25 protein-coding genes are annotated in these 26,138 nt (G+C 66.9%); 15 read left to right on the forward strand and 10 right to left on the reverse strand.

Annotation, left to right across the window (positions count from 1 at the left end):
- The first annotated feature begins 79 nt into the window (after positions 1-79).
- The 4 genes from mmsB (at position 80) to ASE61_RS05230 (ending at position 2,519) form a co-directional block, all read left to right on the forward strand.
- Entirely contained in the window at positions 80-967 is an 888-nt protein-coding gene (mmsB, locus tag ASE61_RS05215; RefSeq protein WP_061965237.1) for a 3-hydroxyisobutyrate dehydrogenase, read from the forward strand.
- Positions 968-1,010: 43 nt separating this feature from the next.
- Positions 1,011-1,967, forward strand: a complete 957-nt coding sequence (gene nudC, locus ASE61_RS05220; RefSeq protein ID WP_061965239.1) for an NAD(+) diphosphatase — start codon at positions 1,011-1,013, stop codon at positions 1,965-1,967.
- Positions 1,968-2,054: 87 nt separating this feature from the next.
- On the forward strand, positions 2,055-2,282 hold the full coding sequence (locus ASE61_RS05225; RefSeq protein WP_061965241.1) for a helix-turn-helix domain-containing protein: 228 nt from the start codon (positions 2,055-2,057) through the stop codon (positions 2,280-2,282).
- 6 nt (positions 2,283-2,288) lie between these two features.
- Positions 2,289-2,519: a hypothetical protein gene (locus ASE61_RS05230; RefSeq protein WP_061965243.1), complete on the forward strand. Its 231-nt coding sequence runs from the start codon at positions 2,289-2,291 to the stop codon at positions 2,517-2,519.
- A 46-nt stretch (positions 2,520-2,565) separates the two neighbouring features.
- Here ASE61_RS05230 and ASE61_RS05235 read toward each other — a convergent pair whose 3' ends face one another.
- Positions 2,566-3,420 (reverse strand): prephenate dehydratase, encoded by an 855-nt coding sequence (locus ASE61_RS05235; RefSeq protein WP_061965246.1) that lies wholly within the window; start codon positions 3,418-3,420, stop codon positions 2,566-2,568.
- Positions 3,421-3,498: 78 nt separating this feature from the next.
- Complete coding sequence (locus ASE61_RS05240) at positions 3,499-4,233, reverse strand: 3-deoxy-manno-octulosonate cytidylyltransferase (protein WP_061965643.1); 735 nt, start codon at positions 4,231-4,233, stop codon at positions 3,499-3,501.
- A 201-nt stretch (positions 4,234-4,434) separates the two neighbouring features.
- Between ASE61_RS05240 and ASE61_RS05245 the strand changes: the two genes are divergently transcribed.
- The 6 genes from ASE61_RS05245 to ASE61_RS05270 all read left to right on the forward strand — a co-directional run bounded on the left by ASE61_RS05245 (position 4,435) and on the right by ASE61_RS05270 (position 12,139).
- A complete protein-coding gene (locus ASE61_RS05245; RefSeq protein ID WP_061965247.1) occupies positions 4,435-4,977 on the forward strand; it encodes a c-type cytochrome in 543 nt (180 codons plus the stop codon).
- A 177-nt stretch (positions 4,978-5,154) separates the two neighbouring features.
- On the forward strand, positions 5,155-7,023 hold the full coding sequence (locus ASE61_RS05250; RefSeq protein ID WP_200959591.1) for an extracellular solute-binding protein: 1,869 nt from the start codon (positions 5,155-5,157) through the stop codon (positions 7,021-7,023).
- 7 nt (positions 7,024-7,030) lie between these two features.
- Positions 7,031-8,119, forward strand: a complete 1,089-nt coding sequence (locus ASE61_RS05255; RefSeq protein WP_061965249.1) for a microcin C ABC transporter permease YejB — start codon at positions 7,031-7,033, stop codon at positions 8,117-8,119.
- A 2-nt stretch (positions 8,120-8,121) separates the two neighbouring features.
- Positions 8,122-9,294: an ABC transporter permease gene (locus ASE61_RS05260; protein ID WP_082617117.1), complete on the forward strand. Its 1,173-nt coding sequence runs from the start codon at positions 8,122-8,124 to the stop codon at positions 9,292-9,294.
- Positions 9,291-10,919 (forward strand): ABC transporter ATP-binding protein, encoded by a 1,629-nt coding sequence (locus ASE61_RS05265; protein WP_061965251.1) that lies wholly within the window; start codon positions 9,291-9,293, stop codon positions 10,917-10,919. The genes ASE61_RS05260 and ASE61_RS05265 overlap by 4 nt, the downstream gene beginning before the upstream one ends.
- A gap of 2 nt (positions 10,920-10,921) precedes the next feature.
- Complete coding sequence (locus ASE61_RS05270) at positions 10,922-12,139, forward strand: phosphopentomutase (protein WP_061965253.1); 1,218 nt, start codon at positions 10,922-10,924, stop codon at positions 12,137-12,139.
- A gap of 3 nt (positions 12,140-12,142) precedes the next feature.
- Here the strand turns inward: ASE61_RS05270 and ASE61_RS05275 are convergent, their stop codons facing one another.
- Together ASE61_RS05275 and ASE61_RS05280 are read right to left on the reverse strand one after the other, a co-directional pair.
- A complete protein-coding gene (locus tag ASE61_RS05275; protein WP_061965254.1) occupies positions 12,143-13,600 on the reverse strand; it encodes a methyl-accepting chemotaxis protein in 1,458 nt (485 codons plus the stop codon).
- Positions 13,597-13,968, reverse strand: coding sequence for a hypothetical protein (locus ASE61_RS05280; protein WP_156406983.1), 372 nt, complete (start codon positions 13,966-13,968; stop codon positions 13,597-13,599). Before ASE61_RS05280 ends, ASE61_RS05275 begins: the two co-directional genes overlap by 4 nt.
- A gap of 179 nt (positions 13,969-14,147) precedes the next feature.
- On the opposite strand from ASE61_RS05280, the gene ASE61_RS05285 reads away from it, so the two are divergent.
- Together ASE61_RS05285 and ASE61_RS05290 are read left to right on the forward strand one after the other, a co-directional pair.
- On the forward strand, positions 14,148-14,576 hold the full coding sequence (locus tag ASE61_RS05285; protein WP_061965258.1) for a TadE/TadG family type IV pilus assembly protein: 429 nt from the start codon (positions 14,148-14,150) through the stop codon (positions 14,574-14,576).
- Positions 14,577-14,614: 38 nt separating this feature from the next.
- The gene (locus ASE61_RS05290) at positions 14,615-16,351 is read left to right on the forward strand and encodes a pilus assembly protein TadG-related protein (RefSeq protein WP_061965260.1); all 1,737 of its coding nucleotides are present in this window, start codon (positions 14,615-14,617) and stop codon (positions 16,349-16,351) included.
- A gap of 6 nt (positions 16,352-16,357) precedes the next feature.
- On the opposite strand, the gene ASE61_RS05295 is transcribed toward ASE61_RS05290, so the two are convergent.
- The 6 genes from ASE61_RS05295 to ASE61_RS26870 form a co-directional block, all read right to left on the reverse strand.
- Entirely contained in the window at positions 16,358-16,762 is a 405-nt protein-coding gene (locus tag ASE61_RS05295; protein ID WP_082617235.1) for a low molecular weight phosphatase family protein, read from the reverse strand.
- A 107-nt stretch (positions 16,763-16,869) separates the two neighbouring features.
- Positions 16,870-17,358, reverse strand: coding sequence for a UPF0262 family protein (locus ASE61_RS05300; RefSeq protein WP_061965262.1), 489 nt, complete (start codon positions 17,356-17,358; stop codon positions 16,870-16,872).
- A gap of 37 nt (positions 17,359-17,395) precedes the next feature.
- Positions 17,396-18,688 carry a histidinol dehydrogenase gene (gene hisD, locus ASE61_RS05305; RefSeq protein ID WP_061965264.1) on the reverse strand — a complete coding sequence of 431 codons (1,293 nt, stop codon included), beginning with the start codon at positions 18,686-18,688 and terminating at the stop codon, positions 17,396-17,398.
- Between the two features lie 40 nt (positions 18,689-18,728).
- Positions 18,729-19,175: a DUF2948 family protein gene (locus tag ASE61_RS05310; RefSeq protein ID WP_061965266.1), complete on the reverse strand. Its 447-nt coding sequence runs from the start codon at positions 19,173-19,175 to the stop codon at positions 18,729-18,731.
- 45 nt (positions 19,176-19,220) lie between these two features.
- A complete protein-coding gene (murA, locus tag ASE61_RS05315; protein ID WP_061965651.1) occupies positions 19,221-20,510 on the reverse strand; it encodes a UDP-N-acetylglucosamine 1-carboxyvinyltransferase in 1,290 nt (429 codons plus the stop codon).
- Positions 20,511-20,571: 61 nt separating this feature from the next.
- Positions 20,572-20,733 (reverse strand): hypothetical protein, encoded by a 162-nt coding sequence (locus ASE61_RS26870; protein WP_170843316.1) that lies wholly within the window; start codon positions 20,731-20,733, stop codon positions 20,572-20,574.
- A gap of 421 nt (positions 20,734-21,154) precedes the next feature.
- Between ASE61_RS26870 and ASE61_RS05320 the strand changes: the two genes are divergently transcribed.
- From ASE61_RS05320 to ASE61_RS05330, 3 genes are all read left to right on the forward strand, one after another.
- Positions 21,155-22,096: an enoyl-CoA hydratase-related protein gene (locus ASE61_RS05320; protein ID WP_061965268.1), complete on the forward strand. Its 942-nt coding sequence runs from the start codon at positions 21,155-21,157 to the stop codon at positions 22,094-22,096.
- Between the two features lie 158 nt (positions 22,097-22,254).
- On the forward strand, positions 22,255-24,585 hold the full coding sequence (locus ASE61_RS05325; RefSeq protein WP_061965270.1) for a putative bifunctional diguanylate cyclase/phosphodiesterase: 2,331 nt from the start codon (positions 22,255-22,257) through the stop codon (positions 24,583-24,585).
- 105 nt (positions 24,586-24,690) lie between these two features.
- Positions 24,691-26,136: an FAD-dependent oxidoreductase gene (locus ASE61_RS05330; RefSeq protein WP_061965272.1), complete on the forward strand. Its 1,446-nt coding sequence runs from the start codon at positions 24,691-24,693 to the stop codon at positions 26,134-26,136.
- Positions 26,137-26,138 lie beyond the last annotated feature (2 nt).

Raw genomic sequence — 26,138 nt, forward strand, 5'->3', positions numbered from 1 at the left:
ATGATGATCCCGCGTCTGCTCTTCGCGCAGCCCGGAATGACACCAAGAGCGACGACAGAAACGACGAGAGGATACGACCATGACCAACATCGCCTTCATCGGCCTCGGCAATATGGGCGGCCCGATGGCCGGGAACCTCGTCAAGGCCGGGCACGCCGTCAAAGCCTTCGATCTCGTGCAGGCCTCGAAGGACGCCGCCGCTGAACTGGGCGTTGGCATTGCCGGCTCGGCGAAGGACGCCGTGGCCGATGCGGAGGTCGTCGTGACCATGCTGCCGGCCGGGAAGCATGTGCTGAGCGTCTGGGCCGATATCCTCCCGGCGGTGAAGCCCGGCACGCTGCTGATCGATTCCTCGACGATCGATGTCGAGAGCGCCCGCAAGGCGCATGCGCTGGCGGCCGAGCGCGGCTGTCTTTCACTCGATGCCCCGGTCTCGGGCGGCACCGGCGGTGCGAAGGGCGCGACGCTGACCTTCATGGTCGGCGGCACCGAGGATGCCTTCGCCCAGGGCGAGCCCATCCTTGCCAAAATGGGGCGGCGGATCGTGCATTGCGGCGGCGGCGGCAACGGCCAGGCGGCCAAGATCTGCAACAACATGATCCTGGGCATCTCGATGATCGGCGTTTCCGAGGCCTTCGTGCTGGCCGAAAAGCTCGGCCTGTCGCATCAGGCGCTGTTCGACGTCGCCTCGACCTCGTCGGGCCAGTGCTGGTCGCTGACGACCTATTGCCCGGTGCCGGGGCCGGTGCCGACCTCCCCCGCCAATAACGAGTACAAGCCGGGCTTCGCCTCGGCACTGATGCTGAAGGACCTGAAACTGTCGCAGGAAGCGGCGCAGGCTGCGGGCGCCTCGACCCCGCTTGGCGCGGCGGCGGCGCAGCTCTTCGGGCTGCACAATGCCTGGGGCGAGGGTGGCACGGATTTCTCCGGCATCATCCATCTTCTGCGCGGACGCGGGCAGGCGTGAGACGCGCTTGCGCGGCAAGGCGTCGCGGGTCTAGACCCTGACCATGAACGACGCCCTGCCCCGCCGCGAACGCTCCTCCTTCACCGGCTTCGCGATCAACCGGCTCGACCGGCGCGAAGACCTGCGCAACCAGCCCAATGCGGTGACGGCCTTGCGCCACCGCTCGGACACACGGATTGCCGTGGTCGCGGGCGAGACGCCGATCCTGAAGCGCCTCGACGGTGAGGCGCTCACGGTCTGGTTCAGCCATGGCGAGACCGAGATGCTCGGCCCGGCGGCCGAGGAAATCTTCATGGGTATGGCCGAGGACGGGACGCCCCGCTTCGGCCGCCTGCTCGACAAGGCCCTGGCCGAGCCGCTGAAGGAGCGGGCCGAGTTGTTCGTCACCGATCTGCGCTCGGTCGCGCTGAAGCGCATCGTGCCGGAAGACGAGGTCGGGCCACTCGGCGAGGCCAAGGCCGTGCTCGACTGGCATGCCCGCCATCGCTTCTGCGCGCAATGTGGCGGGCCGACCGTCGCTGGCGCCTCGGGCTGGCGCCGTGAATGCACTGCTTGCGGCGCGATGCATTTCCCGCGCACCGATCCGGTCGTGATCATGCTGGTGACGCGTGGCGATGCCTGCCTGCTGGCGCGCCAGGCCCGGTTCGCACCGGGCATGTATTCCTGCATCGCCGGCTTCGTCGAACCGGGCGAGACGATCGAGGACGCGGTCAGGCGCGAGAGCTGGGAGGAGGCCGGCTTGAAGGTCGGCGCCGTCCGTTACCTCGCCTCGCAGCCCTGGCCCTTCCCCTCCTCGATCATGATGGGCTGCATCGCCGAGGCGCTCGGCGACGAGATCACGCTCGACATGACCGAGCTTGAGGAAGGCCGCTGGTTCCCCCGCGAAGAGGTGCTGCAGATGCTGGACGGCAAGCATCCCGACGGGCTCGCCTGCCCGCAGCATATCGCCATCGCCAACACGCTGGTGCGGGCCTGGGCACTGGACGGCGAGCGGATCTAGCGGGACCCTTTACCATTCCTTAACCGTGAAGGGCGCCCCCTTGCGCGGTCCACCGGGGCTTTTGGGGGCTCGGAAAGGACCGCGACCATGCACGAGCTCGACCCTGAGCAGACCATCATGGAGCAGCTCGTCGGCCTGCCCGTTGCCGATGTCGAACGTGATCTGATTCTCGCCACCCTGCGCGAAACCGGCGGCAACCGCACCCACGCTGCCAACCTCCTCGGCATCGCCATCCGCACGCTGCGCAACAAGATCAACAGCTATACGGCGGCAGGCTACGAGGTGCCGGAAGCGCTCCAGCCGTCGGCGCAGTGAGCGGCCATGCGCATCACGGCATCGAATGCGGCGGCGGCCGGCCAGTTGGTCGCCGCGACGACCACGGCGGCGCTGCTGCGCTGCCTGTTCCACAAGGGGGTCCTGGCGCCCCACGACATCCGGGAAATCTACGAGGCCGCCCTTCTCCTGCTCGAAGAGCAGCAGGGGGCGGCGCCGGAGCACTCCGCCACATTCATTGCGGCGCGGGAGATCATCGAAGACGGCCTCAAGGACTGAGGCCGTCTTCCTGCGCAGCGAACAGCCGTCGTTTGTTCACAAGCGGCTACTCGCCGGCTTCCTCGATCGTCGAGCGGAAGTCGTTGGCGGCATAGACGCCCATGATCTTCATCTCCTTGGAGAAATAGGAGAGCTCGTCGAGCGCGCGCCGCAGCGCCGGGTCGTCGGGATGGCCCTCGACATCGGCATAGAACATCGTCGCCGAGAAATGGCCGTCGACCATGTAGCTTTCGAGCTTCGTCATGTTGACGCCGTTGGTGGCGAAACCGCCCATCGCCTTGTAGAGCGCGGCCGGAATGTTGCGGACGCGGAACATCAGCGTCGTCACCGTCTTGGCCCCGCCCTGGCGCGCATATTCCGGGTATTTCGAGAGCACGACGAAGCGGGTGGTGTTGTGCTTCTCGTCCTCGATATCCTCCATCAGGATATCGAGGCCATAGACCTCCGCCGCGATGCGCGGGGCGATGGCCGCGCGCGTGAGATCGCCGGCCTCGGCGACCTGGCGGGCGGAGCCCGCGGTGTCGGCGGCGACCTCGGCCTTGAGGCCGAGCTTGCGGATGATCTTCCGGCACTGGCCGAGCGCATGGATATGGCTCTGGACCGTCTGGATCGTCGCGAGCGTCGCGCCCTTCACGCCCATCAGGTGAAAGCGGATCGGCAGGAAATGCTCGCCGATGATGTGCAGCCCCGAACGCGGCAGCAAATGATGGATATCGGCGACGCGGCCGGCGATCGAGTTGTCGATCGGGATCATGCCGTAGCGTGCCTTGCCGTCGCTGACGGCCGAGAGCGCGTCCTCGAAGGTGGCACAGGGCAGAAGCTCGCAGTCCGGAAACACCTGAAGGGCCGCCTGCGAGGAGAAGGCTCCGGGCTCACCCTGATAAGACACGACGAAGGACATGGGACGACTTCAGGCTCCAGCTTCTTGTTATCCGCCACTCCAGAGGGCGACCGTGATACGGCCCCTGCGGAAACGGCTTTATCGGGACTTCAGCAATACACGAGCGCGATCGAGATCGGGCGGCGTATCGACGCCGCGCGGCACATGGTCGATGACCATGACGTCGATGCGCATGCCGTCTTCCAGCGCACGGAGCTGCTCCAGCTTCTCGCGCAGCTCCAACGGCGATTGCGGCAGGCTGACGAAACGGTCGAGCACAGCGCGGCGATAGGCGTAGAGACCGACATGGTGATAGAGCGGCCCCTCGCCGTAAGGTGCCGTGGCGCGCGTGAAATAGAGCGCGCGCAGATGGCCGGGTGCAATCTCGCTGCCGACGAGCTTCACGACGCTCGGCGCCGTCTTCTCTTCCTCGTCGTCGATCACGCCGGCGAGAGTTGCGATATCCACAGCCGGATCGGCAAGCGGCTTCACCGCCGCGGCGATGGCCGAGGGCGCCAGCGTCGGGAAATCGCCCTGCACATTGACGATGATGTCGTAATGCCTGTCAGGGTCGAGAATGTCGGCTGCTTCCTTGATCCGGTCCGATCCGGTCTGATGCTCGGCGCTGGTCATCACCGCCTTGCCCCCGGCGGCTTCGATCGCGGCCGCGATTTCCGGCGCATCGGTCGCCACCGCCACATCGCCGGCCCCGGATTCGACCGCCCGGCGCCAGACATGCACGATCATCGGCTCGCCATGGATATCGGCGAGCGGCTTGCCGGGCAGGCGCGTCGCCTGCATGCGGGCCGGGATCAGGATCAGCGGATGGGCCATTTTCGGATCGTGCTCGGCATGGGCACCGTCGGCAGAAGCCGGCGGCGGCAAAAAGTCTCAAACGGTGCGTGCTTATACGAGTTGCAATGAAGCGCGCAAAGCGGTTAAGCAACGGCGGAAGCTGGAGCCTTTCAAGACTCCGGCCAAGCGCTATCTCGTCTCCCGCGCCTCGGACGCGGAGGGCACCAGGGTTCGGATACGATGAACATCGAAGCCAACAAGATCGCCGGCGCGGTTCTCTCCACGCTGCTCGTCGTGCTGGGCCTCAATATGACGGCCGGTATCGTCTTCGCGCCGAAGAAGCCGGCAGTGACAGGCTTCGACCTGCCGAGCGAGGAGCCGGCTGCCGCAGGTGGCGCCGCCGCTGCCCCCGCAGCCGAGGAGCCGATCGCGGTGCGCCTCGCCAAGGCCGACCCCGCCAAGGGGGAGAAGGCCACCGCCGCCTGCAAGGCCTGCCATACCTTCGAGAAGGGCGGCGCCAACAAGGTCGGCCCGCATCTCTACGACGTCTATGGCCGCAACGAAGGCACGGTCGCCGGCTTCGGCTACTCGGCCGCGATGAAGGGCCGCAATGACAAGACCTGGGACGCCGAAGGGCTCGACCATTTCCTGAAGGGCCCGAAGGCGTATGTGCCCGGCACGATCATGGCGTTCGCCGGCATCGCCAAGCCCGAGACCCGCGCCGACGTGATCGCCTATCTCAACAGCCTCTCCGAAGCGCCGAAGCCGCTGCCGAAGCCCTGAGACGGCCCGGCAAACAGCCAATCAGCGATCACGAAGCCGGGCTCTGCCCGGCTTTTTCGTTTCGTGCCTTGCTCCCGCCCTGCGGCTGCCCGCACAATCCGCGCCTCACCAGCCATTGCGGTCGCGGCGCACGCAGGCGACACAGGACAACGGCGAATCAGACGGAGACGCGAAACGATGGCGATGCGCATCACACGCCGCAGATTGCTGGAAGCCGCAGGCACTGCTGCGGTCGCGGGCACCCTGCCCGGGCTTTCCGGCACGGCGCTGGCGCAGGATGCCGAATCGCATGGGCTCTCGACCTTCGGCGAACTCGCCCTGCCGCCGGACTTCCCGCATTTCGCCTATGTGAATCCGAAGGCGCCGAAGGGCGGCATGCTGACCGTCCAGATCAAGCGCGGCGGCGGTAACCAGAGCTTCGACACCTTCAACACGCTCAATACCTATGTCCTGCAAGGCGACGGCGCGGCCGGCATGGACGCCTGCTTCGACAGCCTGATGGCCGGCTCCGGCGATGAGCCGGGCTCGCTCTACGGCTTGCTCGCCAAAAGCGTCGCGGTCTCCCCGGACAAGCTGACCTACCGATTCCGGCTGCGCCCCGAAGCGAAGTTCCATGACGGCACGCGGGTGACAGCGCGCGACGCCGCCTTTTCGATGAACATCCTGAAGGCGAAGGGCCATCCCTCCTATCGGCTCCTGCTCAACGAGCTCGTCTCGTCGGAAGCCGAGGGCGACGATATTCTCGTGGTGAAGCTCTCGCCGAAGCGCGGGCGCGACCTGCATCTCGTCGTCGCCGGGCTGCCGGTCTTCTCCGAAAAATACTGGTCGACGCGGGACTTCACCGCATCGACGCTGGAGCCGCCACTGGGCTCCGGCGCTTACAAGGTCGGGCGTCTCGAGCAGGGCCGCTTCATCGAATTCGAACGCGTGCCGGACTACTGGGCCAAGGATTTGCCGGTGAATGTCGGCACCAATAATTTCGACCGGGTGCGCTGGGAGTATTTCCGCGACCGGCAGGTCGCCTTCGAAGCCTTCAAGGCGGGCGCCATCACCTTCCAGGAGGAGTTCACCTCGCGCATCTGGGCGACGGGCTACGATTTCCCCGCCCTGCACGAGGGCAAGGTCAAGAAAGAGGCTCTGCCGAAGACCGAGCCGGTCGGCTCGCAGGGCTGGATCTACAATATCAGGCGCGAGAAATTCGCCGACCCGCGCATCCGCGAGGCGCTGGGGCTCGCCTTCGATTTCGAATGGACGCGCAAGACCATCATGTTCGGCTCCTTCGAGCGCATGACCTCCTATTTCGAGAACTCGGATTCGAAGGCCTCCGGCAAGCCCTCGGCCGAGGAAATCGCGCTGCTGGAACCCTGGCGCGGCAAGGTGCCGGACGAGGTCTTCGGCGAGCCCTTCCTGCCGCCGGTCTCCGACGGGTCGGGCAGCGATCGCGCCCTCTTGCGCAAGGCCGACGAAATGCTGCGCGCCGCCGGCTGCAAGCGCGACGGCAATGTGATGAAGCTGCCGAACGGCCAGCCCTTCGAGATCGAGTTCCTCGATTCCAACCCGGCCTTGCAACCGCACACCCAGCCCTTCCAGGCCAATCTCAAGCGGCTCGGCATCAACGCCACCTCCCGCCTCGTCGACCCCGCGCAGTACCAGCGCCGCCTCGACCAGTTCGATTTCGACATTATCAGCATGGCGCTCTCGGGCGGCTCGATCCCCAGCGATACGCTCAGCATCGTCTATGGCTCGGAAGCCGCGAAGACCCGTGGCTCGCGCAACGTCGCCGGCATTGCCAGCCCGGCCATCGACGCAATGATCGAGAAGATCGGCCAGGCCAAGACCTATGCCGAATGCGTCGTCGCCGCAAAATGCCTCGACCGGCTGCTGCGCGCCGGGCGCTACTGGATCCCGATGTGGTGGAACGACGAGGAATGGCTGGCCTATTGGGACATGTACGACCGGCCGGCGACCAAGCCGAAATACTCCTCCGGCGCGCCGGGAATCTGGTGGTACGACGCCGAGAAGGCCAAGCGGATCGGAAAGGCGTGAGCGGGGCATGCTGAGCTATATCGCCCGGCGCCTCGCGCTGATGGTGCCGACGCTGTTCGGCATCCTGCTCGTCTCCTTCGTCATCGTGCAGTTCGCGCCGGGCGGGCCCGTCGAGCGCGTGATCTCCCAGCTCCAGAACCCCAATAGTGGCGGCGCAGCCGACCGCGTCGGCGGCGGCCAGGGCGGCGACGCCGGGGCGCATGGTGACGGCGCCGCCTATCGCGGCGCGCAGGGGCTCGACCCCGCCTTCATCAAGGAACTGGAGAAACAGTTCGGCTTCGACAAGCCGGCGCATGAGCGCTTCCTGAAGATGCTCGGCGACTATGCCCGCTTCGATTTCGGCCGCTCCTATTTCCGCGATGCGCCGGTGCTGCAGCTGATCAAGGAGAAGCTGCCTGTGTCGATCACGCTCGGCCTGTGGATGACCTTGATCTCCTATGCGATCTCGATTCCGCTCGGCATCCGCAAGGCGATGAAGGAGGGCTCGCGCTTCGACACCTGGACGAGCGCGGTCGTCATCGTCGGCTACGCCATCCCGAGCTTCCTGTTCGCGATCCTGCTGATCGTGCTCTTCGCCGGCGGCTCGTTCTGGCAGATCTTCCCGCTCAGGGGCCTGACCTCCGACAACTGGGCCGATCTCAGCCTCTTCGGCAAGGCCAAGGACTATCTCTGGCACATCGCCCTGCCGGTGCTCGCCATGGCGCTCGGCGCCTTCGCCACCTCGACGCTGCTGACCAAGAACTCCTTCCTCGACGAGATCCGCAAGCAATATGTCCTGACCGCCCGGATGAAGGGCCTCAGCGAGCGGCGCGTGCTCTACGGCCATGTCTTCCGCAACGCGATGCTGATCGTCATCGCCGGCTTCCCCGGCGCCTTCGTGCATGCGCTCTTCGCGGGATCGCTGCTGATCGAGACGATCTTCTCGCTCGATGGCCTCGGCCTCCTCTCCTTCGAGGCGATCGTCAACCGCGACTATCCGGTCGTCTTCGCCAATCTCTTCATCTTCTCGCTGATCGGCCTCGTCGTGCACCTGATCACCGACCTGACCTATAGCTGGGTCGATCCGCGCATCGATTTCGAGAGCCGGGAGGCGTGAGCATGGACACGCTGATCGACATCCCGCCGCCGGCCCTGCGCAGCGACACGCCCCTCGCACCGGCCGAGGCCAAGCAGGGCTGGCTCAAGCTCTCGCCGATTAACCGGCGCAGGCTCAACAACTTCAAGGCCAACAAGCGCGGCTGGTGGTCGCTCTGGCTCTTCCTCGCGCTGTTCGTGCTGACGCTCTTCGCCGAGTTCATCGCCAACGACCGGCCACTCATCGTGCGCTACAAGGACGAATGGCTGTTCCCGGTCGCGGTGAACTATCCGGAAGAGAAATTCGGTGGCTTCCTCGCGACCACCGATTATCGCGATCCGGTCATCGCCAAGGAAATCGCCGCCAACGGCTTCGCGATCTGGCCGCCGATCCGCTACTCCTATCGCACCCATAATCTCGACCTGCCGGTGCCCGCGCCCGCGCCGCCGACCTGGCTGCTCAAGGACGAGCAGTGCAAGCCGATCGCGGAACGTACGGGCGGATCGACCTGCCGCGATCTCGAATGGAACTGGCTCGGCACCGACGACCAGGGTCGCGACGTGGTCGCGCGCCTGATCTACGGCTTCCGCATCTCCGTGCTGTTCGGGCTGATCCTCTGCGCCTTCTCCTCGGTGATCGGGATCACGGCTGGCGCCATCCAGGGCTATTTCGGCGGCTGGACCGACCTGATCTTCCAGCGCCTGATCGAGATCTGGACCTCGATTCCGGCGCTTTATTTGCTGATCATCGTCGCGGCGATCATCACGCCCGGCTTCTTCGTGCTGCTCGGCATCCTCCTGCTGTTCTCCTGGGTGGCGCTGGTCGGCGTTGTCCGCGCCGAGTTCCTGCGGGCCCGCAATTTCGAATATGTCCGGGCAGCCCGCGCGCTCGGCCTCTCCGACCGCACCATCATGATCCGGCATCTGCTGCCCAACGCCATGGTGGCAACGCTCACCTTCCTGCCCTTCATCCTGAACGGCTCGATCACCACGCTGACCTCGCTCGACTTCCTCGGCTTCGGCCTCCCGCCGGGCTCGCCGTCGCTGGGCGAATTGCTGGCGCAGGGCAAGGCCAATCTCCAGGCTCCCTGGCTCGGCCTCTCCGGCTTCATCGTGATCGCCTTGATGCTGTCGCTGCTGATCTTCATCGGCGAAGCCGTGCGCGATGCCTTCGACCCGCGGAAGACCTTCGCATGACCGCGCCGCTGCTCTCCGTCGAAGACCTCTCCGTCGCCTTCCGCCAGGGCGGGCGAGAGACGCTCGCGGTCGACCATGTCTCCTTCCAGGTCGCCAAGGGCGAGACGCTGGCGCTGGTCGGCGAATCCGGCTCCGGCAAGTCGGTCTCGGCGCTCTCGATCCTGAAGCTCCTGAACTATCCGGCGGCGCACCATCCCTCCGGCAAAATCCTGTTCAACGGGCAGGACCTGATCGCGGCCGACGAGGACGCGATGCGCCAAGTGCGCGGCAACGACATCACCATGGTGTTCCAGGAGCCGATGACCTCGCTCAACCCGCTCCACCCGATCGAGCGGCAGATCGGCGAGATCCTCGAACTGCACAAGGGCCTGCGTGGCGAGAAGGCGCGCGCCCGCACGCTGGAGCTGCTCGACCTCGTCGGCATCCGTGACGCGAAGAGCCGGCTCGACGCCTACCCGCACCAGCTCTCCGGCGGCCAGCGCCAGCGCGTGATGATCGCCATGGCGCTCGCCAATGAGCCGGAGCTGCTGGTCGCCGACGAGCCGACGACCGCGCTCGATGTCACCGTGCAGGCGCAGATCCTGAAGCTGCTCAAGGAATTGCAGGGCCGGCTCGGCATGGCGATGCTGTTCATCACCCATGATCTCGGCATCGTCCGGCGCATCGCAGACCGGGTCTGCGTCATGCTGAAGGGCAAGATCGTCGAGCACGGGCCGGTAGCCGAAATCTTCGGCAATCCGCAGCACGATTACACCAAGCGCCTGCTCGCGGCCGAGCCGAAGGGCCGCCCTGCCCCGGTTCCGGCAGATGCCGCGACGCTGCTGGAGGCCGGGCCGGTCAAAGTCTGGTTCCCGGTCAAGTCCGGGCTGCTGCGCCGTACGACGAGCCATGTGAAAGCGGTCGACGGCATCTCGGTGAAGGTCCGCGAGGGCGAGACGCTGGGCGTCGTCGGCGAATCCGGCTCGGGCAAGACCACGCTCGGCCTCGCCATCCTCAGGCTGATCTCCTCGGAAGGACCGATCGTCTTCCTCGGCGACCGGATCGACGGGCTCTCCAGCAAGCAGGTCCGGCCGAAGCGCAAGGATTTGCAGGTCGTCTTCCAGGACCCCTATGGCTCGCTCTCGCCGCGCATGTCGGTGGCCGAGATCGTGGCGGAAGGACTCGCCATCCAGCAGCCGAACCTGACCTACCCGCAGCGTCGCGAGGTCGTGGCGCAGGCGCTCGCCGATGTGGGCTTGGATCCCACAGCGATGGACCGCTACCCGCACGAGTTCTCCGGCGGACAGCGCCAGCGCATCGCGATCGCGCGGGCGATGGCACTCGATCCGAAATTCGTGGTGCTGGACGAGCCGACCTCGGCGCTCGACATGTCCGTGCAGGCGCAGATCGTCGAGTTGCTGCGCGGGCTGCAAAGCAAACGCAAGCTGGGCTATCTCTTCATCAGCCATGACCTCAAGGTCGTGAGAGCGCTGTCGCATCGAGTGGTCGTGATGCAGAACGGCAAGGTGGTCGAGGAAGGCCCGGCGGAAGAAATCTTCGCTTCGCCGCGCGAGACCTATACGCAGGCGCTGCTGGCCGCCGCGCTCAATCTCGACACGGCCAATGCTGCCGCGGTGAGGGACTGAACATGGCCCGCGCGCTCCTGATCGTGCTGGATTCGGTCGGCTGCGGTGGGGCGGCCGATGCGGCGGCCTATGGCGATGCCGGCTCCGACACACTCGGCCATATCGCCGAGGCCTGCACGGATGGGCGCGGCGATCGCGAGGGGCTGCGCAGCGGGCCGCTCAAGCTGCCGAACCTCGTGCGGCTCGGGCTCGCCCATGCCTGCGTGGCGTCGACTGGCCGGCCGCTGGCGGGCGTCGCGAAGCCGGCCAGCCCCGAAGGGCGCTGGGGCTATGGCGTCGAAATCAGCCAGGGCAAGGATACGCCGTCCGGTCATTGGGAGATCGCCGGCTGCCCGGTGCCGTTCCAGTGGGGCTATTTCACCGATCTGGAGCATTCCTTCCCGTCGGAGCTCGTCGCCGGCATCGTCCAGCAAGGCGCCCTGCCCGGCATCCTCGGCAACAAGCATGCCTCGGGCACCGCGATCATCGAGGAGCTCGGGGCGGAGCATATCCAGACCGGCAAGCCGATCTGCTACACATCGGTCGATTCCGTGCTGCAGATCGCGGCGCATGAAGAGCATTTCGGGCTGGACCGGCTCTATGCCCTCTGCAAGGTCACGCGCGGTCTCGTAGACCCGCTGCGGATCGGCCGCGTCATCGCCCGCCCCTTCGTGGGATCGCCGGAGGAAGGCTTCACCCGCACCGGCAACCGCAAGGACTTCGCCATCCCGCCGCCGGACGAGACGATCCTCGACCGGCTGGCGGCTCAGGGACGGACGGTCGTCACCGTCGGCAAGATCGGCGACATCTTCGCCCATCGCGCCACGGGCACCGAGATCAAGCCCTTCGGCAATGCGGCGATGCTCGATGCGGCGCTGGAGGCCTGGGACGGCCTGCCGGATGGCGGCTTCTGCTTCGTCAATCTCGTCGATTTCGACACCGAGTTCGGCCACCGGCGCGATATTCCCGGCTATGCGGCGGCGCTCGAAGCCTTCGACCGCCGCCTGCCGCATATCGAGGCGACCCTGCGGCTAGGCGACATCGCCGTCATCACCGCCGACCACGGCAACGATCCGAGCTGGCCCGGCACCGACCATACGCGCGAGCACGTGCCGATCCTGGCCTTCGGCCCCGGCATCGGCACTGAGCCGCTCGGGCGCCGCGGCAGCTTCGCCGATATCGCGGCGAGCCTCAGTGCCTTCCTCGGCATCGGACCTGTCGGTCCCGGCCGCCCCTGGTAGCTGTCAGGCGGCCGCGACCCGGCCGCAGAAGCTCGCCACGTCCTGGCGGATTTCCTGCGCCTGCCGGGCGAGCGCGCTGGCGGCATCCTGCAATTGCTGGGCAGCGCCATGGGTCTGGCGGGTCATGACCTCGAAGCCGCCGGCGACATCGGCGCTGCGCTGCGCGCCCTCGAAAGACAAGCGGACCTGATGCGCGATCTCAGCCGTGGCGCGGCTCTGCTCGTCGACGGAGAGCGCGATCGCGTTGGCAACGCTCTCGACCTCGCCGATCGCCTCGACAATGTCGCGGATCGCCTTGAGCGAGCGCTGCGAAGCCTGCTGCATCGTGCCGATCTGGTGAGAGACCTCATCGGTGGCCCTGGCGGTCTGGGCCGAGAGCGTCTTGACCTCGCTGGCGACGACGGCGAAACCGCGGCCCATCTCGCCGGCACGGGCCGCCTCGATCGTGGCGTTGAGCGCGAGCATGCTGGTCTGGGCGGCGATGCCACGGATGATCTCGACGACGGCGCCGACATTCTCGCTGCTCTGGGCGAGGTGCTCGATCTCGGCGCTGGCACGACGGGCGAGCCCTGCGGCCATCTTCGAACCATCGGCCGATTGGCTGGCGTTGCGGCCAATCTCGCCGATCGAGGCAACAAGCTCGGCGCTGGCAGCGGAAAGATGGTCGATACTGTCCATGGTGCCGGCGGCGGAATCGGAGACCATCGTGGTCTGGCGCCGGACATGGTCGGAGGTTTCGGTCAGCGCGCCGGCCTCGGTGTTCATCGCTGCCGCCGAGTGATCGAGCACGGCCATCGCCTGCTCCATCTGCGAACGAAAATCCACGACGACATCGCGCAGCATCTCGGCACGTCGCCCGAGCTCTTCGGCAAGATTGCGCTCCTTCTCGCCGGCGATGCGCTCACGCTCGGCCACTTCCTGCGCCCGCGCCAGGTTCTGCTCGTTCACGGCGAACATGCGCTGCAGGACCACGGCGAAGATCGCGAGGAACGCCGTCTCGATGATGACGATCACCGCATGGAGCAGCACGCGCAGCAGGCTGCCGCCCTGATAGAACACGGCGGCCGGCAGGGCGTATTGCAGCACGAGATGGTGCGCGGCCGTCAATGTCGCGCCCATCAGGATCGGGCGCCAGTCGCAGAAGCCGGTCAGCAGCGCCAGGATCGCGAAATAATACATGTGGATGTCCGGCTGCCAGGGATGGCCGGCAAAGCTGAACACCAGGATCGAGACCTGCCCGATCAGTACGACAGCAATGATCAATTGCGTCACGATCGCCGGGCCGGCCAGGCGATAGACCAGCACAGCCGTAACGGCAGCCAGCGCCGCCATCGCGACCGGGATCGCACCTGACGCGCCGTTGGCCCAGAAGCCCAGCGCGAGCAGCGGCACATGCAGCAGCCCGAGCGCGAGCAGGGCCTGTGTGACCCTGTGGCGCACTGCTGACAAGGTCCAGATCATGACGATGTTTCCGTTCGGCCGGGGGTGTCGAGGCACCCGGCAAGGCCGGCCAGGACGAGGGAGAACCATGCGCCTTTGGGCAAGGCCGGCGCCTGCCCGCTCAGCGTCGGGGCGACCACGACGATCGCCGTGAAGCGGCCGCTGCGCAGGACGCGATGACCGGATGCGAAGCTCCGCGCCACGGCTTCCACGCCATCCGTCCAGGGCGGGAAGACGATCGCGACCGGCGCGCTGCCGTCGGTCGCCCGCGGCAGGCTCGCAAGGGCTCCGACGCTGACCAGCAGACAGACGAGAGCGACGAGAAGACCGCCGCCAAGCGACAATCGTTCCGCGCCAGCCGCAGGTTCCGCAGGAGATGTCGAAGGCATTGGCAGTGAATCACTCGGAGCGACGGCGGCGTATCGGCGAACCAAATCCACTCGCGTAAAATTTTACTTAAGCGATTCACGCGCGATGAACGGAGATCATCCGCCCCGGCCCGCATTTACTTTTCGTCAACAGGAGAGATTTACAACTTTTAGTTGTATTGACTGATCGAGGAACGGCCATGCTTCCCGCACTGTCCCGCCTCTTGCGAAACCAGCACGCGACGACCGCGATCGAGTTCGCCTTCATCGCTCCGATCCTGCTGCTGCTCCTCGTCGGCATCATGGGGTATGGCTACGTCTTCGGCATCTACCACAGCATCCAGCAGATCGCAGCCGAAGCGGCACGCTCGTCCGTATCGGGCCTCAGCGACACCGAGCGCTCCCAGATCGCGCGCGATTTCATCACGGCTCATGCCGGCGCCTACGCCTTCATCGATCCGGCGAAGCTTCGGGTCCGAACCGGCCAGACCGGCCCGCAGATGCAGAGCTTCGAGGTCTCCGTCGCCTACGACATGAGCGGCTCGATCTATGACGACCTCAGTCGGCTGGTTTCGCTTCCACAACCCGTGATTGAGCGTCGGGCTATCGTCCAGCGCGGCGGATACTGAACGCTTTTTCGAGGGCTCAAGGCCAAAGGGGGCCATCCATGCTCAGGCTCGTGAACTTCGCCGGGAATCAGAGGGGCGGTGCCGCCATCCTTTTCGCGGTCTCTGCGGCAGTCCTGTTCGGCTTCGGTGCGATGGCCGTCGATGTCGGCAATTTCTACTACGAGAAGCGCAAGCTGCAGACGGCCAACGATCTTGCCGTTCTCGCAGCGGCGAGCGACCTGCCGCGCGCCCAGGCCGCGGCCCGGGCCAGCACGATGCAGAACGGCTTTTCCGGCAACGCGATCCAGACACTGCAGACCGGCATATACACGCCCGACCCGAAGCTGGCGGTCGAGGCACGCTTCGTCCCGAGCGCGGCCGCCAGCGTCAACGCCGTCAGGATCGACATGCGGACCACCACGCCGCTGCTGCTCGGCCGGGTCCTGTCCTCGTCAACCGCGACCTCGCCGACGCCGGGCGCGGCCCCAAACCCGGCGGGAGGCACGCAGCCCGTGGCGAGCCTCAGCGGCGGGGACGTGCCAATCGGTTCCAGCGCCATCGCGTTCCAGGATGCCCAGGCCTCGTTCGCCGTCGGCTCGCGCCTGCTCAAGCTCGATGGCGGCCTGCTCAACAGTCTGCTGGGTAGCCTGCTCGGGGGCAGCGTCTCGCTCTCCGTCATGGACTACGACGCGCTGATCAAGGGGCGGGTGGACCTGTTCGACTTCTCGAAGCGGCTCGCCACCCGTCTCAACCTGACCGCGGCGACCTATGATGACGTGCTCAAGGCCGATGTCCGCCTCGGCGACGTGCTGGCGGCCATCGTCGACGCCTCCCGCGATCACGACACGCGCAGCGGCACCGCCACCGCGGCACTGGGCCGGATCGCGACCGCATCGGCGAGCAACCTGCCGGTCAACCTCGCTTCGCTGATCTCCTTCGGCCCGGCCGGCGACAAGCCGCTCTCCGGACCGAAGCCGCTCGCGGCCTCGCTCGCGGCGCTGGATATCGTCTCGGCGGTCGCGCAGATCGCCAACGGCAACCGCCAGATCGATGTCGGGCTCAACCTGAACCTGCCCGGGGTTGCTGCGGTATCGCTGAAGCTCGGCATCGGCGAGCGGCCGGTGGGCACCAGCCTGGTGCGGGTCGGGCGCGCCGGCTCCAGCGTCCACACGGCGCAGACACGGCTCCTGCTGACGGTCGATCTCGTCGGCTCGGGCGCGGCCTCGTTGGTCCGGCTGCCGCTTTATCTCGAACTCGCCGCCGCGACGGCCCGGATCACCGGCATCCAGTGCACGCCGGGCGACGTCTCGACCTCGCGCGTCACGCTCGGCGTCACGCCCGCCGTGGTCGACGCCTGGATCGGGCAGGTCTCGATGGCGGAATTCAACAATTTCAGCAGGGCGCCGAACCCGCCCGCCGCGACGCTCGTCAACGCCGCAGGGCTCGCCAAGGTCACCGGCCGCGCCCATGTGACGATGACGAACCTCTCCGAGACCGCCGTCAGCTTCAGCTATCCGGAGATCCAGCGCGGCGACAAGAAGACCACCTCGACCCATAATTTCGTCGCCACCTTGCTCGGGCGGCTCGTCGGCGATCTCGAGCTGCGGGTGGAGGCGCTGGGTCTCGGCCTCGGTCTGCCGGGGCTCGACGGGCTGGTCAGCGGGGTCATCGGCAACGCGGCGACGCCGCTCGACCAGATCCTCAACGGCGTGCTCGGAACGCTCGGCATCGGTCTCGGGCAGGCCGATAGCTGGGTCAGCGGCGTGCGCTGCGGCGGGGCCGTGCTGGTGCGGTGAGCGCCGTCAGCTCTGGAGGCGCTGCTTGATCCGCTTGATCAGGCCGTCCCGGACATCGCGATAGGCGTCGAGCTTCTGCTCGCGCGAACCCTGGAAAATGGTGGGATCGACGGTGGGCCAGTATTCCACCTCGGCGGCATGGGTCCGCGTCAGGTCCAGAGCCTTATGGTGCGCTTCCGGCGAGAGCGTGATGATCAGGTCGAAGTTGAGCCCCTCCCATTCCTCCAGCTCTTCGATCGATTTCGGCTTGTGGCGGCTGAGATCGATGCCGATCTCGTCGAGCACCGTCGACACGAAGCCATCGATCTCGCCCTTCCGGGCGCCGGCCGACTGGACATAGATCGACTTGCCGAAGAAGTGCTTGGCCAGAGCCTCGGCCATGGGCGAGCGCACGGCATTCATCGCACACATGAACAGCACGCTTTGTACCTTGCGCGGAACGTCACGCGCATTCGGCGCATTTTCGACAGGCGAGCCGGGGGCCAATTCGCTCGAAAATGCATTGGGCTTCAAGCGCGTCAGCCCTTCCAGTGCAGGGCGTAGATCAGCGTGAAGAGGCGGCGCGCCGTGTCGAAATCGACCTCGACCTTGTTCGCCAGCCGCTCGGCCAGGATGCCGGCTGCCTCGTCGTGCAGGCCGCGCCGGCCCATGTCGATGGCCTCGATCTGCGCCGGCGTCGAGGTCCGGATCGCCGCATAATAGCTGTCGCAGACCATCTCGTAGTCCTTGATGATGCGCCTGAACGGGCTGAGCGAGAGATGATGCGTCACAACCGGCGCGCCGTCCGCCGCCTTGATCTCGAAGACGAGACGCCGCTCGACCATGGCGAGATGGGCGAGATACGGCCCGCCGTCATGCTCGGGAACGACGAAGCTGTTGCGCTCGATCAGGTCGTAGATCGCGACGGCACGCTCGTGCTCCTGATCAGGCGTGCCGCGGCCGAGGGAGGTCTCATCGAGGGTCAGGCCAACCAGGCGCTGGTTGGTGGCAATCGAGACGTCGGGCATCGCTCCTCCGGCCATGGCGCCGCCCGTCGGACGGAGCTCAGATATTCAGTCTGATCGTCACGGATCGGCCGTGCGCCTGCAAGCCCTCTGCCTCAGCCAATTGCGTCGCGGCCGAGGCCAGGACGCGCAGGCCCGCGGGGCCGCATTTCAGCAGCGAGGTCCGCTTCATGAAATCGCCGACGCCGAGCCCGGACGAGAAGCGGGCCGAACGCGCCGTCGGCAGGACATGGTTGGGACCGCCGACATAGTCGCCGATCGCCTCCGGCGTATGCCCGCCGAGGAAGATCGCGCCGGCATTGCGGATCAGCCCTGCAAGGCGCTCGGGATCGGCCGTCATGATCTCGAGATGCTCGGGCGCGAGCCGATCGACCAGCGGCACGGCAGCTTCCAGATCGGCGACGAGCAGGATCGCTCCGAAATCCTGCCAGCTCCTGCCCGCGATCGCCGCCCGCGGCAGCGTCGCGAGCTGGGCCGCCACCGCCTTCTCGACCTCGGCGGCCAGTGCGGCATCGTCGGTCATCAGGATCGACTGAGCGGAGACGTCGTGCTCGGCCTGCGCCAGCAGGTCGGCGGCGATCCAGTCGGGATTGGCGCTGCGATCGGCGATCACCAGCACTTCGGAGGGGCCGGCGATCATGTCGATGCCGACCTGGCCGAAGACGCGGCGCTTGGCGGCAGCGACATAGGCATTGCCGGGACCGACAATCTTGGCGACCGGCGCGATCGCAGCCGTGCCATAGGCGAGCGCCGCGACGGCCTGCGCACCGCCGATGCGATAGACCTCGTCGACGCCGGCGAGCCGGGCAGCGGCGAGCACGAGCGGGTTGGTTTCGCCCCGCGGCGTCGGCGCGACCATGACGATGCGCGGCACGCCGGCGACCTTCGCCGGAATGGCGTTCATCAGCACCGACGACGGGTAGCTCGCCGTACCGCCGGGCACATAAAGCCCGACCGCCTCGATCGCGCTCCAGCGCCAGCCGGCCCCGACGCCGGCCGCATCCTCGACCCAGGAATCCGTGGGCTTCTGGCGGCGGTGATAGGTCTCGATGCGCTCGCGCGCCGTCTCCAGCGCCGCCAGCAATTCGGGCGAGCAGGCAGCGACAGCCGCATCGATCTCGACCTCGGAGACGCGCAACGTCTCAGGCGTCAGGTCGAGCGCGTCGAAGCGGGATGTATAGCCGATCAGCGCCGCATCGCCCTTCTCACGGACGTCGGCGATGATGTCGGCGGCGACGCGATCGACCTCCTCCGAGACCTCGCGCTTGGCGGAGAGCAGCGCCGCGAAGCCCGCAGCGAAGCCGGCATCCCTGTCGTCGAGCCTGATCGGCATCGCTGGGTCCTTGGGTATTGATCGAAAAGGGCTGGAGGGCTCAGGCGCCGTCGGGATGACCGGGCGTCGCCACGGCTTCCCAGACCGGACCGAGATCCTTCATCTGGGCCTCGATGCATTCGACCGAAAGGCGGATCGCCGCCCCTTCCGAGAAATGCAACGTCACCTCGCCGGCAGGGTCCTCGCCGAGATCGAAGGTGACGGCGAGGAGATTCAGGACCTTGTCCGGATCGTTCTTGTCGAGCTTGGCGCTGCGCACGGCCTGGACGCGATCGAAATGCAGCGCCGTCAGGCGCCGCCGTCGCTGGCCGTGCTGGGCGCCTTCCCAGTCGAAGCGGCGCAGCGCGAGCGCGAAACGCTGCTCGCGCGGCAGATAGACGAGGTCGGCCGCCTTCAGCACCGCATCCTGGAGATGGGCTGAGACAATCGCGAGATCATCGGCGTCGAGCGCAATGAGCTTCAGCGGGTCGGCGGCAGCGTCTGACATGATCCTGTTCTGACGAGCCGCCCCGAGAAAATCAACAGCCGAGAATCAGCTGCTGATCCGTTCCACCAGCGCGCCGCAGCGGCTGAGCTTGGCTTCCAACGCCTCGAAGCCGCGATCGAGATGGTAGACGCGGTTGATCGTGGTGTCGCCCTCGGCGGCGAGACCGCCGATGACCAGCGAGACCGAGGCACGCAGGTCCGTCGCCATCACCGGCGCACCCGTCAGCTTCTCGACGCCTTCGACATGGGCGACATCGCCGTCCAGCCGGATCTTCGCGCCGAGGCGGGCGAGCTCCTGCACATGCATGAAGCGGTTTTCGAAGATGGTTTCGCGGATGCGCGAGGTGCCCTTGGCCTTGGTCATCAGCGCCATGAACTGCGCCTGGAGATCGGTCGGGAACCCCGGGAAGGGATCGGTGTCGATATCGACGGCCGTGATGCCGTGGCCGTTGCGGCGCACGCGGATGCCCTCGTTGGTCGAGTCGATATCCACCCCGGCCTGACCCAGCACATCGAGCGCCGATTGCAGCAGCTCCGGCCGGGCGCCTTCGAGGACGACGTCTCCGCCGGTCATCGCCACGGCCATCGCATAGGTGCCGGCCTCGATGCGATCAGGCAGCACGGCATGATGTGCGCCGCCGAGGCGCGCCACGCCGGTGACCACGATGCGCGAGGTGCCCACACCCTCGATCTTGGCGCCCATCTTGACGAGGCAGGCGGCGAGGTCGGTGACCTCCGGCTCGCAGGCGGCGTTCTCGATCACCGTGGTGCCCTGGGCGAGCACCGCGGCCATCAGCGCGGTATGGGTGCCGCCGACCGTCACCTTCGGGAAGACGATCTCGCCGCCCTTCAGACCCTTCGGCGCGCGCGCCAGCGCATAGCCGTTCTCGATGACGATCTCGGCGCCGAGCTTCTCCAGCGCCATCAGCAGCAGATCGACCGGGCGCGTGCCGATGGCGCAGCCGCCCGGCAGCGAGACCTTGGCCTCGCCCATCCGGGCCAGGATCGGCGCGATCACCCAGAAGCTCGCCCGCATGGTCGAGACCAGCTCATAGGGCGCGCAGGTGTCGACGATCTGGCGGGCGGTCAGCGAGATGGTCTGGCCGGTCTCCGCGGACTGGCCGATGCGCTTGCCGGCGACGGTGCGGTCGACGCCCTGGTTCGACAGGATGCGCGAGAGCGCCGTCACGTCCGAGAGGCGCGGCACATTGGTCAGCGTCAGCGTCTCGTCCGTCAGCAGGCTGGCGATCATCAGCGGCAAGGCGGCGTTCTTCGCGCCGGAAATCGGGATGGCGCCATTGAGGCGCTGGCCGCCGGTGATGCGGATCTTGTCCATCGTCGGGTCCTGCTCGGCCGGCCGGGCACAGGGCCGGCGGCGCATGGGAGAATAAGGGAGTTCAGGTCCGGGAGGAATCGGCCTGAGAGGGCGGGGCCGGCTCACGCGCTTGCGCTTCGTCCGAGCGGCGAGCGCGAGCCTGGGCCTTGCGGCGCTTCAGGTTCTCGCGGAGCGCGGCGGCAAGGCGCGCCTGCTTCTCGTCCTCGGCTGTCTGGCGGGTCACGGCATCAGCTCGGCAAAAGATGTTTGAACGCGGGAACGCGGCGAATTCGCGGCGGTATCGTTAGACCCACAGCCGCCGGTGGACAAGGCCGTCGATCGCCGCCCGCCCTGCCCCATGACGGGCCAGCATCGTGCCGGAGCGAGCCAGCTCCGATGCGATTTTCCCGCCCGGAAACGATCCTTCTCCCGCAGGCCGCGGCACGACTCATTTGTTTCCAGCTTCGGGCCTCTCCACGCAATCATCGTTCGCATCACGGCGGCGCGGCTCTTGCCAGGTTGGCGTCCGAGCGTCTCAGAACGCATCGCGTGACGCAGCGTCATCGAAAAAAGCTTAATGCTATTAACCATTTCCGCCGGATTTCGTTTACACTTCGTTAAGCTCGTTTACGCTGCGGGCATCAAGGAGTTTGTGGGGTAGCTTCATGTTGCAGTCCTTGAAGGTCAGAGCAGGAAGCCTTGCGCCGACCCTGCTCGAGAGTTGCGAAGTCATCGATGCGATCCGCTACAAGGCAGGCTTCCTGCCGGAGGTGGAGATCGCCTATGAGCCGGACATCAAGACGCTCTGGGTCACGATCCGGCCGGAGCTGAAGCCGGTCTTCACGCTGCAACTGCTCGACAGCCTGGTGAAGATTCAGAGCGCGATCGTCGCGCTATGGGGCGCGCCCGACCAGTATCACCGCGCCCCGGTGCGCTTCCTCGCCTTCCGCGGCACGGGGCCGTTCTTCACGCTCGGCGGCGATCTCGATTTCTACCTGGACTGCCTGGCCAAGAACGACCGCGCCGCGCTGGCGGAATACGCCCGGCTCTCGGCGGAAGGTGCGATCTGGAATTCAGGCGGCCTCAACGGCCTCGTGGTGACGCTCTCGACGATCCACGCCAAGGCGATCGGTGGCGGCATCGACGCGCCGCGCTCGTGCAACGTCATGATCGCCGAGGAACAGGCCTCGTTCGTCTACCCCGAGATCAAGTTCAACCATTTCCCGATCACGGCGGTGGCGATCCTGTCGCGACGCATGGGCCAGCGCGCCGCCGAGCAGATGCTGCTCTCCGGCGAGGAGATGAGCGCGCAGGAGTTCATGGCGGCCGGCGGCCTCGAGGCGGTGGTCCCGGCCGGCACGGGCGAGGACTGGATCCGCAAATACTGCGCCGACTCGCTGCCGATCCACGCCGCCAAGACCGCGCTGTTCTCGGCCTTCAACCGTCGCCATGGCGACCTGCGCGAAGAACTCGGCCATCTCGGCGAGATCTGGACGAATTGCATGCTGCGCCTCAGCCCGAGCGCAATCTCGAAGCTGCAACGCATCGCGCAGACGCAGGACCGGATGCTGGCCCGCGTCTATCAGCGCCATCTCGCCCCGGTCTGACCGAAGGCGCGTATCAGGTCCCGCCAGATTTTCGGGGGAACGGCCCCCGGAAAACCACACGAAGCATTTACCTCTGCTCTCGTACAACCCTTCGGCACAATGCGCGACGTGCGAGCTTCGCGCGTCGTGATGCGCGAGGGCGGCAAAGGCAGGAGTAGATGGCAGGCGCGCTCAAGCGACTGATGACAGCTGGCGAGCGCGAGCAGGGCGAGACCATCGACCTGACCGGCTATACGCTGCTGGTCAGCTCGCTGTTCTCGTCGCCGGCCTCGATCGTCCCCGGCGGCATCGCCGGCATCCTGACGCCGTTCCTGTGCTGGGTGTCCACCGGCATGGACATCTTCATGGTCCTTACCGTGCTGGTGACGCTGATCGTCATCCTGCGCATCATGACGGTGATCGCCTATCGCCGGCGCAACCATGCGCAGGACAGCTATGTCGAGACCCGCCGCTGGGACCGCGACTATTTCCTGGGCGCCACGGCGTTCAGCGCCGTCCTCGGCTACAGCTGCTATGTCGCGCTGGTCCAGACCGACGATGCCGCCGCGCATATCACCTCGGTCGCCTCGACCATCGCGCTCGCCTCCGGCTATGTCGCGCGCAACGCCGGCCGGCCGAAATTCGTCGCGGTGCAGCTCCTGACCTTCTGCATCCCGATGGCGATCGGGCTGATCGGCGCCCATAATCCCTATTACCGCTATATCGGCTATTTCGCCTTCCTCTACGTGGCGGCCAATATCGCAATCACCAACTCGCTGCATCGCAACCTGCTCGCGCTCAGCGACGCCAACAAGCAGTCGAAGGCGCTCGCCTCCGCCCTGCACTCGCAGAACCTGACGCTCGACGCCGCGCTCAACACGATGATCGACGGGCTCGCGATGTTCGACCGCAGCCTCAAGCTCGCGGTCAGCAATGCCCCCCACAGCACGCTCTACGGCCTGCCGGAGACGCTCGCCCTCCCCGGCACACCCTTGACGGCGATCGCGCGCTTCCTGGTCGAACGGCAGGTGATCAGCCAGGACCAGCTGCGGGACATCCGCGCGGCACTGACGGAGCTGCAGGCGACCCAGCAGGCGACCAGTCGCGAGCTGGTGACGCGGGGCGGCCTCGTACTGGTCGTGACGCTGGCGCCTGCTGCCGAGGGCGGCATCCTGATGCTCACCGAGGATGCCACCCAGCGCAAGGCGACCGAGGCGCGCATCGAGCAGATGGCGCGCTTCGACGAGCTCACCGGGCTGGCGAACCGGTTCGAGTACAGCACGCAGATCGCGGAAGCCTTCGCCAAGCTCGAGCGCACCGGCGATGCCTTCGCGCTGCTCTATCTCGACCTGGACGGCTTCAAGCAGGTCAATGACAGCCTCGGCCACGATACGGGCGACCATGTGCTGATGGAGACCGCGAGCCGTCTGCGCAGCGCGATCCGCAGCAACGACCAGCTCGCCCGATTCGGCGGCGACGAGTTCCTGCTGATCCTCCCCTCCGCAGACCATGTCGTCGTCACCGCCATCGCCCAGCGCATGATCGACGTGATGGCGCGGGCCTTCGACGTCGACGGCAAGACCGTCTACGTGACGGCGAGTATCGGCATCGCGATGGCGCCACACGACGGCGCCAATCCGGCCGACCTGCTGCGCCATGCCGATACCGCGCTCTACAAGGCGAAATCGGCTGGCCGGAACACCGTGATGTTCTTCAACCCGGCCATGGCCGAGGAGATGATGGAGCGGCACGAGATCGAGATCGATCTGCGCAAGGCCTGCACCGACGGCACGCTCGAACTCTATTACCAGCCGATCATCGACCTGAAGACCCAGAAGGTCGTGTCGCGCGAGGCCCTGATGCGCTGGCGCCACCCGACCCGCGGCATGGTGCCGCCCGGCGTGTTCATCCCGATCGCCGAGCAGTCCGGCCTGATCGCCGGCATGGGCGACTGGGCGATCCGCCAGGCCTGCCGCGATGCCGCAAGCTGGGAGCCGGGCATCGGCGTCTCCGTCAACGTCTCGCCATTGCAGTTCCGCGAGCCACGCCGGATCGTCGAGACGGTCAAGGACGCCCTCCTCGCCTCGCAGCTCGAATCGCGTCGCCTGATGCTGGAGGTGACGGAATCGCTGCTGATCGAGGACGAGAAGCTGGCGCTCTCGGTGCTCGACGAGTTGCGGGCCCTGGGCGTCACCTTCGCGCTGGATGATTTCGGAACCGGCTATTCCTCGCTCGCCTATCTCTCGACCTACCCGTTCGCGCAGGTGAAGATCGACCAGAGCTTCACGCGCGAGGTCCACACCAACGAGGCCTCCAAGGCTGTCATTGAGGCGGTCTGCCAACTCGCGCGTCGCCTGCAGATGAACGTCGTCGTCGAGGGTATCGAGACCGAGCAGCAGCGCATCGCCGTCCAGCTCCTCGGCGCCCATCGCGCCCAGGGTTTCCTGTTCGGCCGCCCCGAGCCGCTCGCCGGCATCAAGGCCAGGAACGGCAGCCGCAGCGTGGCCTGAACGGGCGAGCAGCGTTCTTTTTCCGAAGCGCCTGCGCAGCGGCCTTGATTCCGCCGGCCCGGCAACGCATCAGCGATTGGACAAACGAGCAAAACGGGACATCCGGTGAGCGACGGCACGGCCAAGGCGGCGAAACCAGCCGCGTTGACACCCGATATCTGCGTCATCGGCGCGGGCGCGAACGGCATTGCGCTCGCGATCGCCGCGGCGACTTTCGGCGTCCCGGTCGTTCTGGTCGAGCGCAACGCCATCGGCGGAGACCGGGGACCGCTCGCAACTCAAGCCCTTATCGCAATCGCCGCTCGGGCGCAGGCGCTGCGCGATGCGGCGCGCCTCGGCCTCGCGGCGGCCGAGCCGCAGCCGAACCCGACCCAGATCCACGACCATATCCAGCGTGCCCTGTCCGCCGACCGCGCCAATCATTCAGCCGAGCGCCTGGCTGCGCTGGGCATCACCGTCATCCGGGGCGAGGCCCATTTCACCAGCCGCAGCACGGTCACCGTCGATGGCCGCCCGATCAAGGCGCGCCGCTTCGTGATCGCCACCGGCGCGCATGTTGTGTCGCCGGCGATGCCGGGGCTCGATTCCGTCCCTGTTCTCCATGAGGCCGATCTCGCCGGCCTGACCCGATTGCCCGAACGGCCGATCGTGATCGGCGACGCGGGCGTCGCCCTGGCCCAGGCCCTGCGCCGCCTCGGCTGCCTCGCAAACCTCGTCGCTCCGGACGGGCTGCTCGCAGGTCACGACGACGAAGCTGCAATGATCCTGCGGCGCCGGCTGCTGCGCGAGGGGCTGGATCTCCTTGAAGGCTGTGAGCCGCTGCGGGTGGAGCGCAGCCGCTCGGGGCTTCGCCTCGTCCTCGCGACGCCCTCGGGCGAAACCACGATCGAAGGCTCGCACCTTCTCGTCTGCGGCCAGCGCCGCCCGGCGATCGGCAGCCTCGACCTCGATCTCGCCGGGATTCGTCACGATGCATCCGGTATCAGCGTCGACCGGAGCCTGCGGACGAGCAATCGCCGCGTCCATGCCATGGGGGCCTGCGCAGGCGGCGCAGCGGCCGCCTCGCCCGACCGGGCCGGCGACGACCATGTCGGACTCGTGCTGCGCAGCATCCTGTTTCGCCAGCAGGTGAAGATCGATCCGGCGAGCGAGCCGCGCGTCGTCTGGAGCCGGCCCCAGATCGCCGCGATCGGTCTGACGGAGGCTGAAGCCCTTGCCAGGGCCGGAGCGATCCGGGTGCTGCGCTGGCCGTTCTCCGAGAACGCGGCCGCACAGGCTGCCGGTGAGACGGACGGTTTCGTCAAGGCGGTCGTCGACCGCAAGGGTCGCATCATCGGCGCCACCATCGTCGGCGACGATGCGGGGGAATTGATCGCCCCTTGGTGCATCGCAATGCGGACCGGGCTCGGCGTCAGCGAGCTCGCCGGCATGCCTCTGCCCGCCTTCGCCCGCGCGGACGCCTCTCGGCGTGCTGCGCTGTCGTTCCATGCGACATTGACCACGCGGCCGGGCTTGCGCCGCCTGATCGGCTTTCTCAGGCGTTTCGGCTAAGA

Source organism: Allobosea sp. Root670, from assembly GCF_001429415.1.
Taxonomy (GTDB): domain Bacteria; phylum Pseudomonadota; class Alphaproteobacteria; order Rhizobiales; family Beijerinckiaceae; genus Allobosea; species Allobosea robiniae.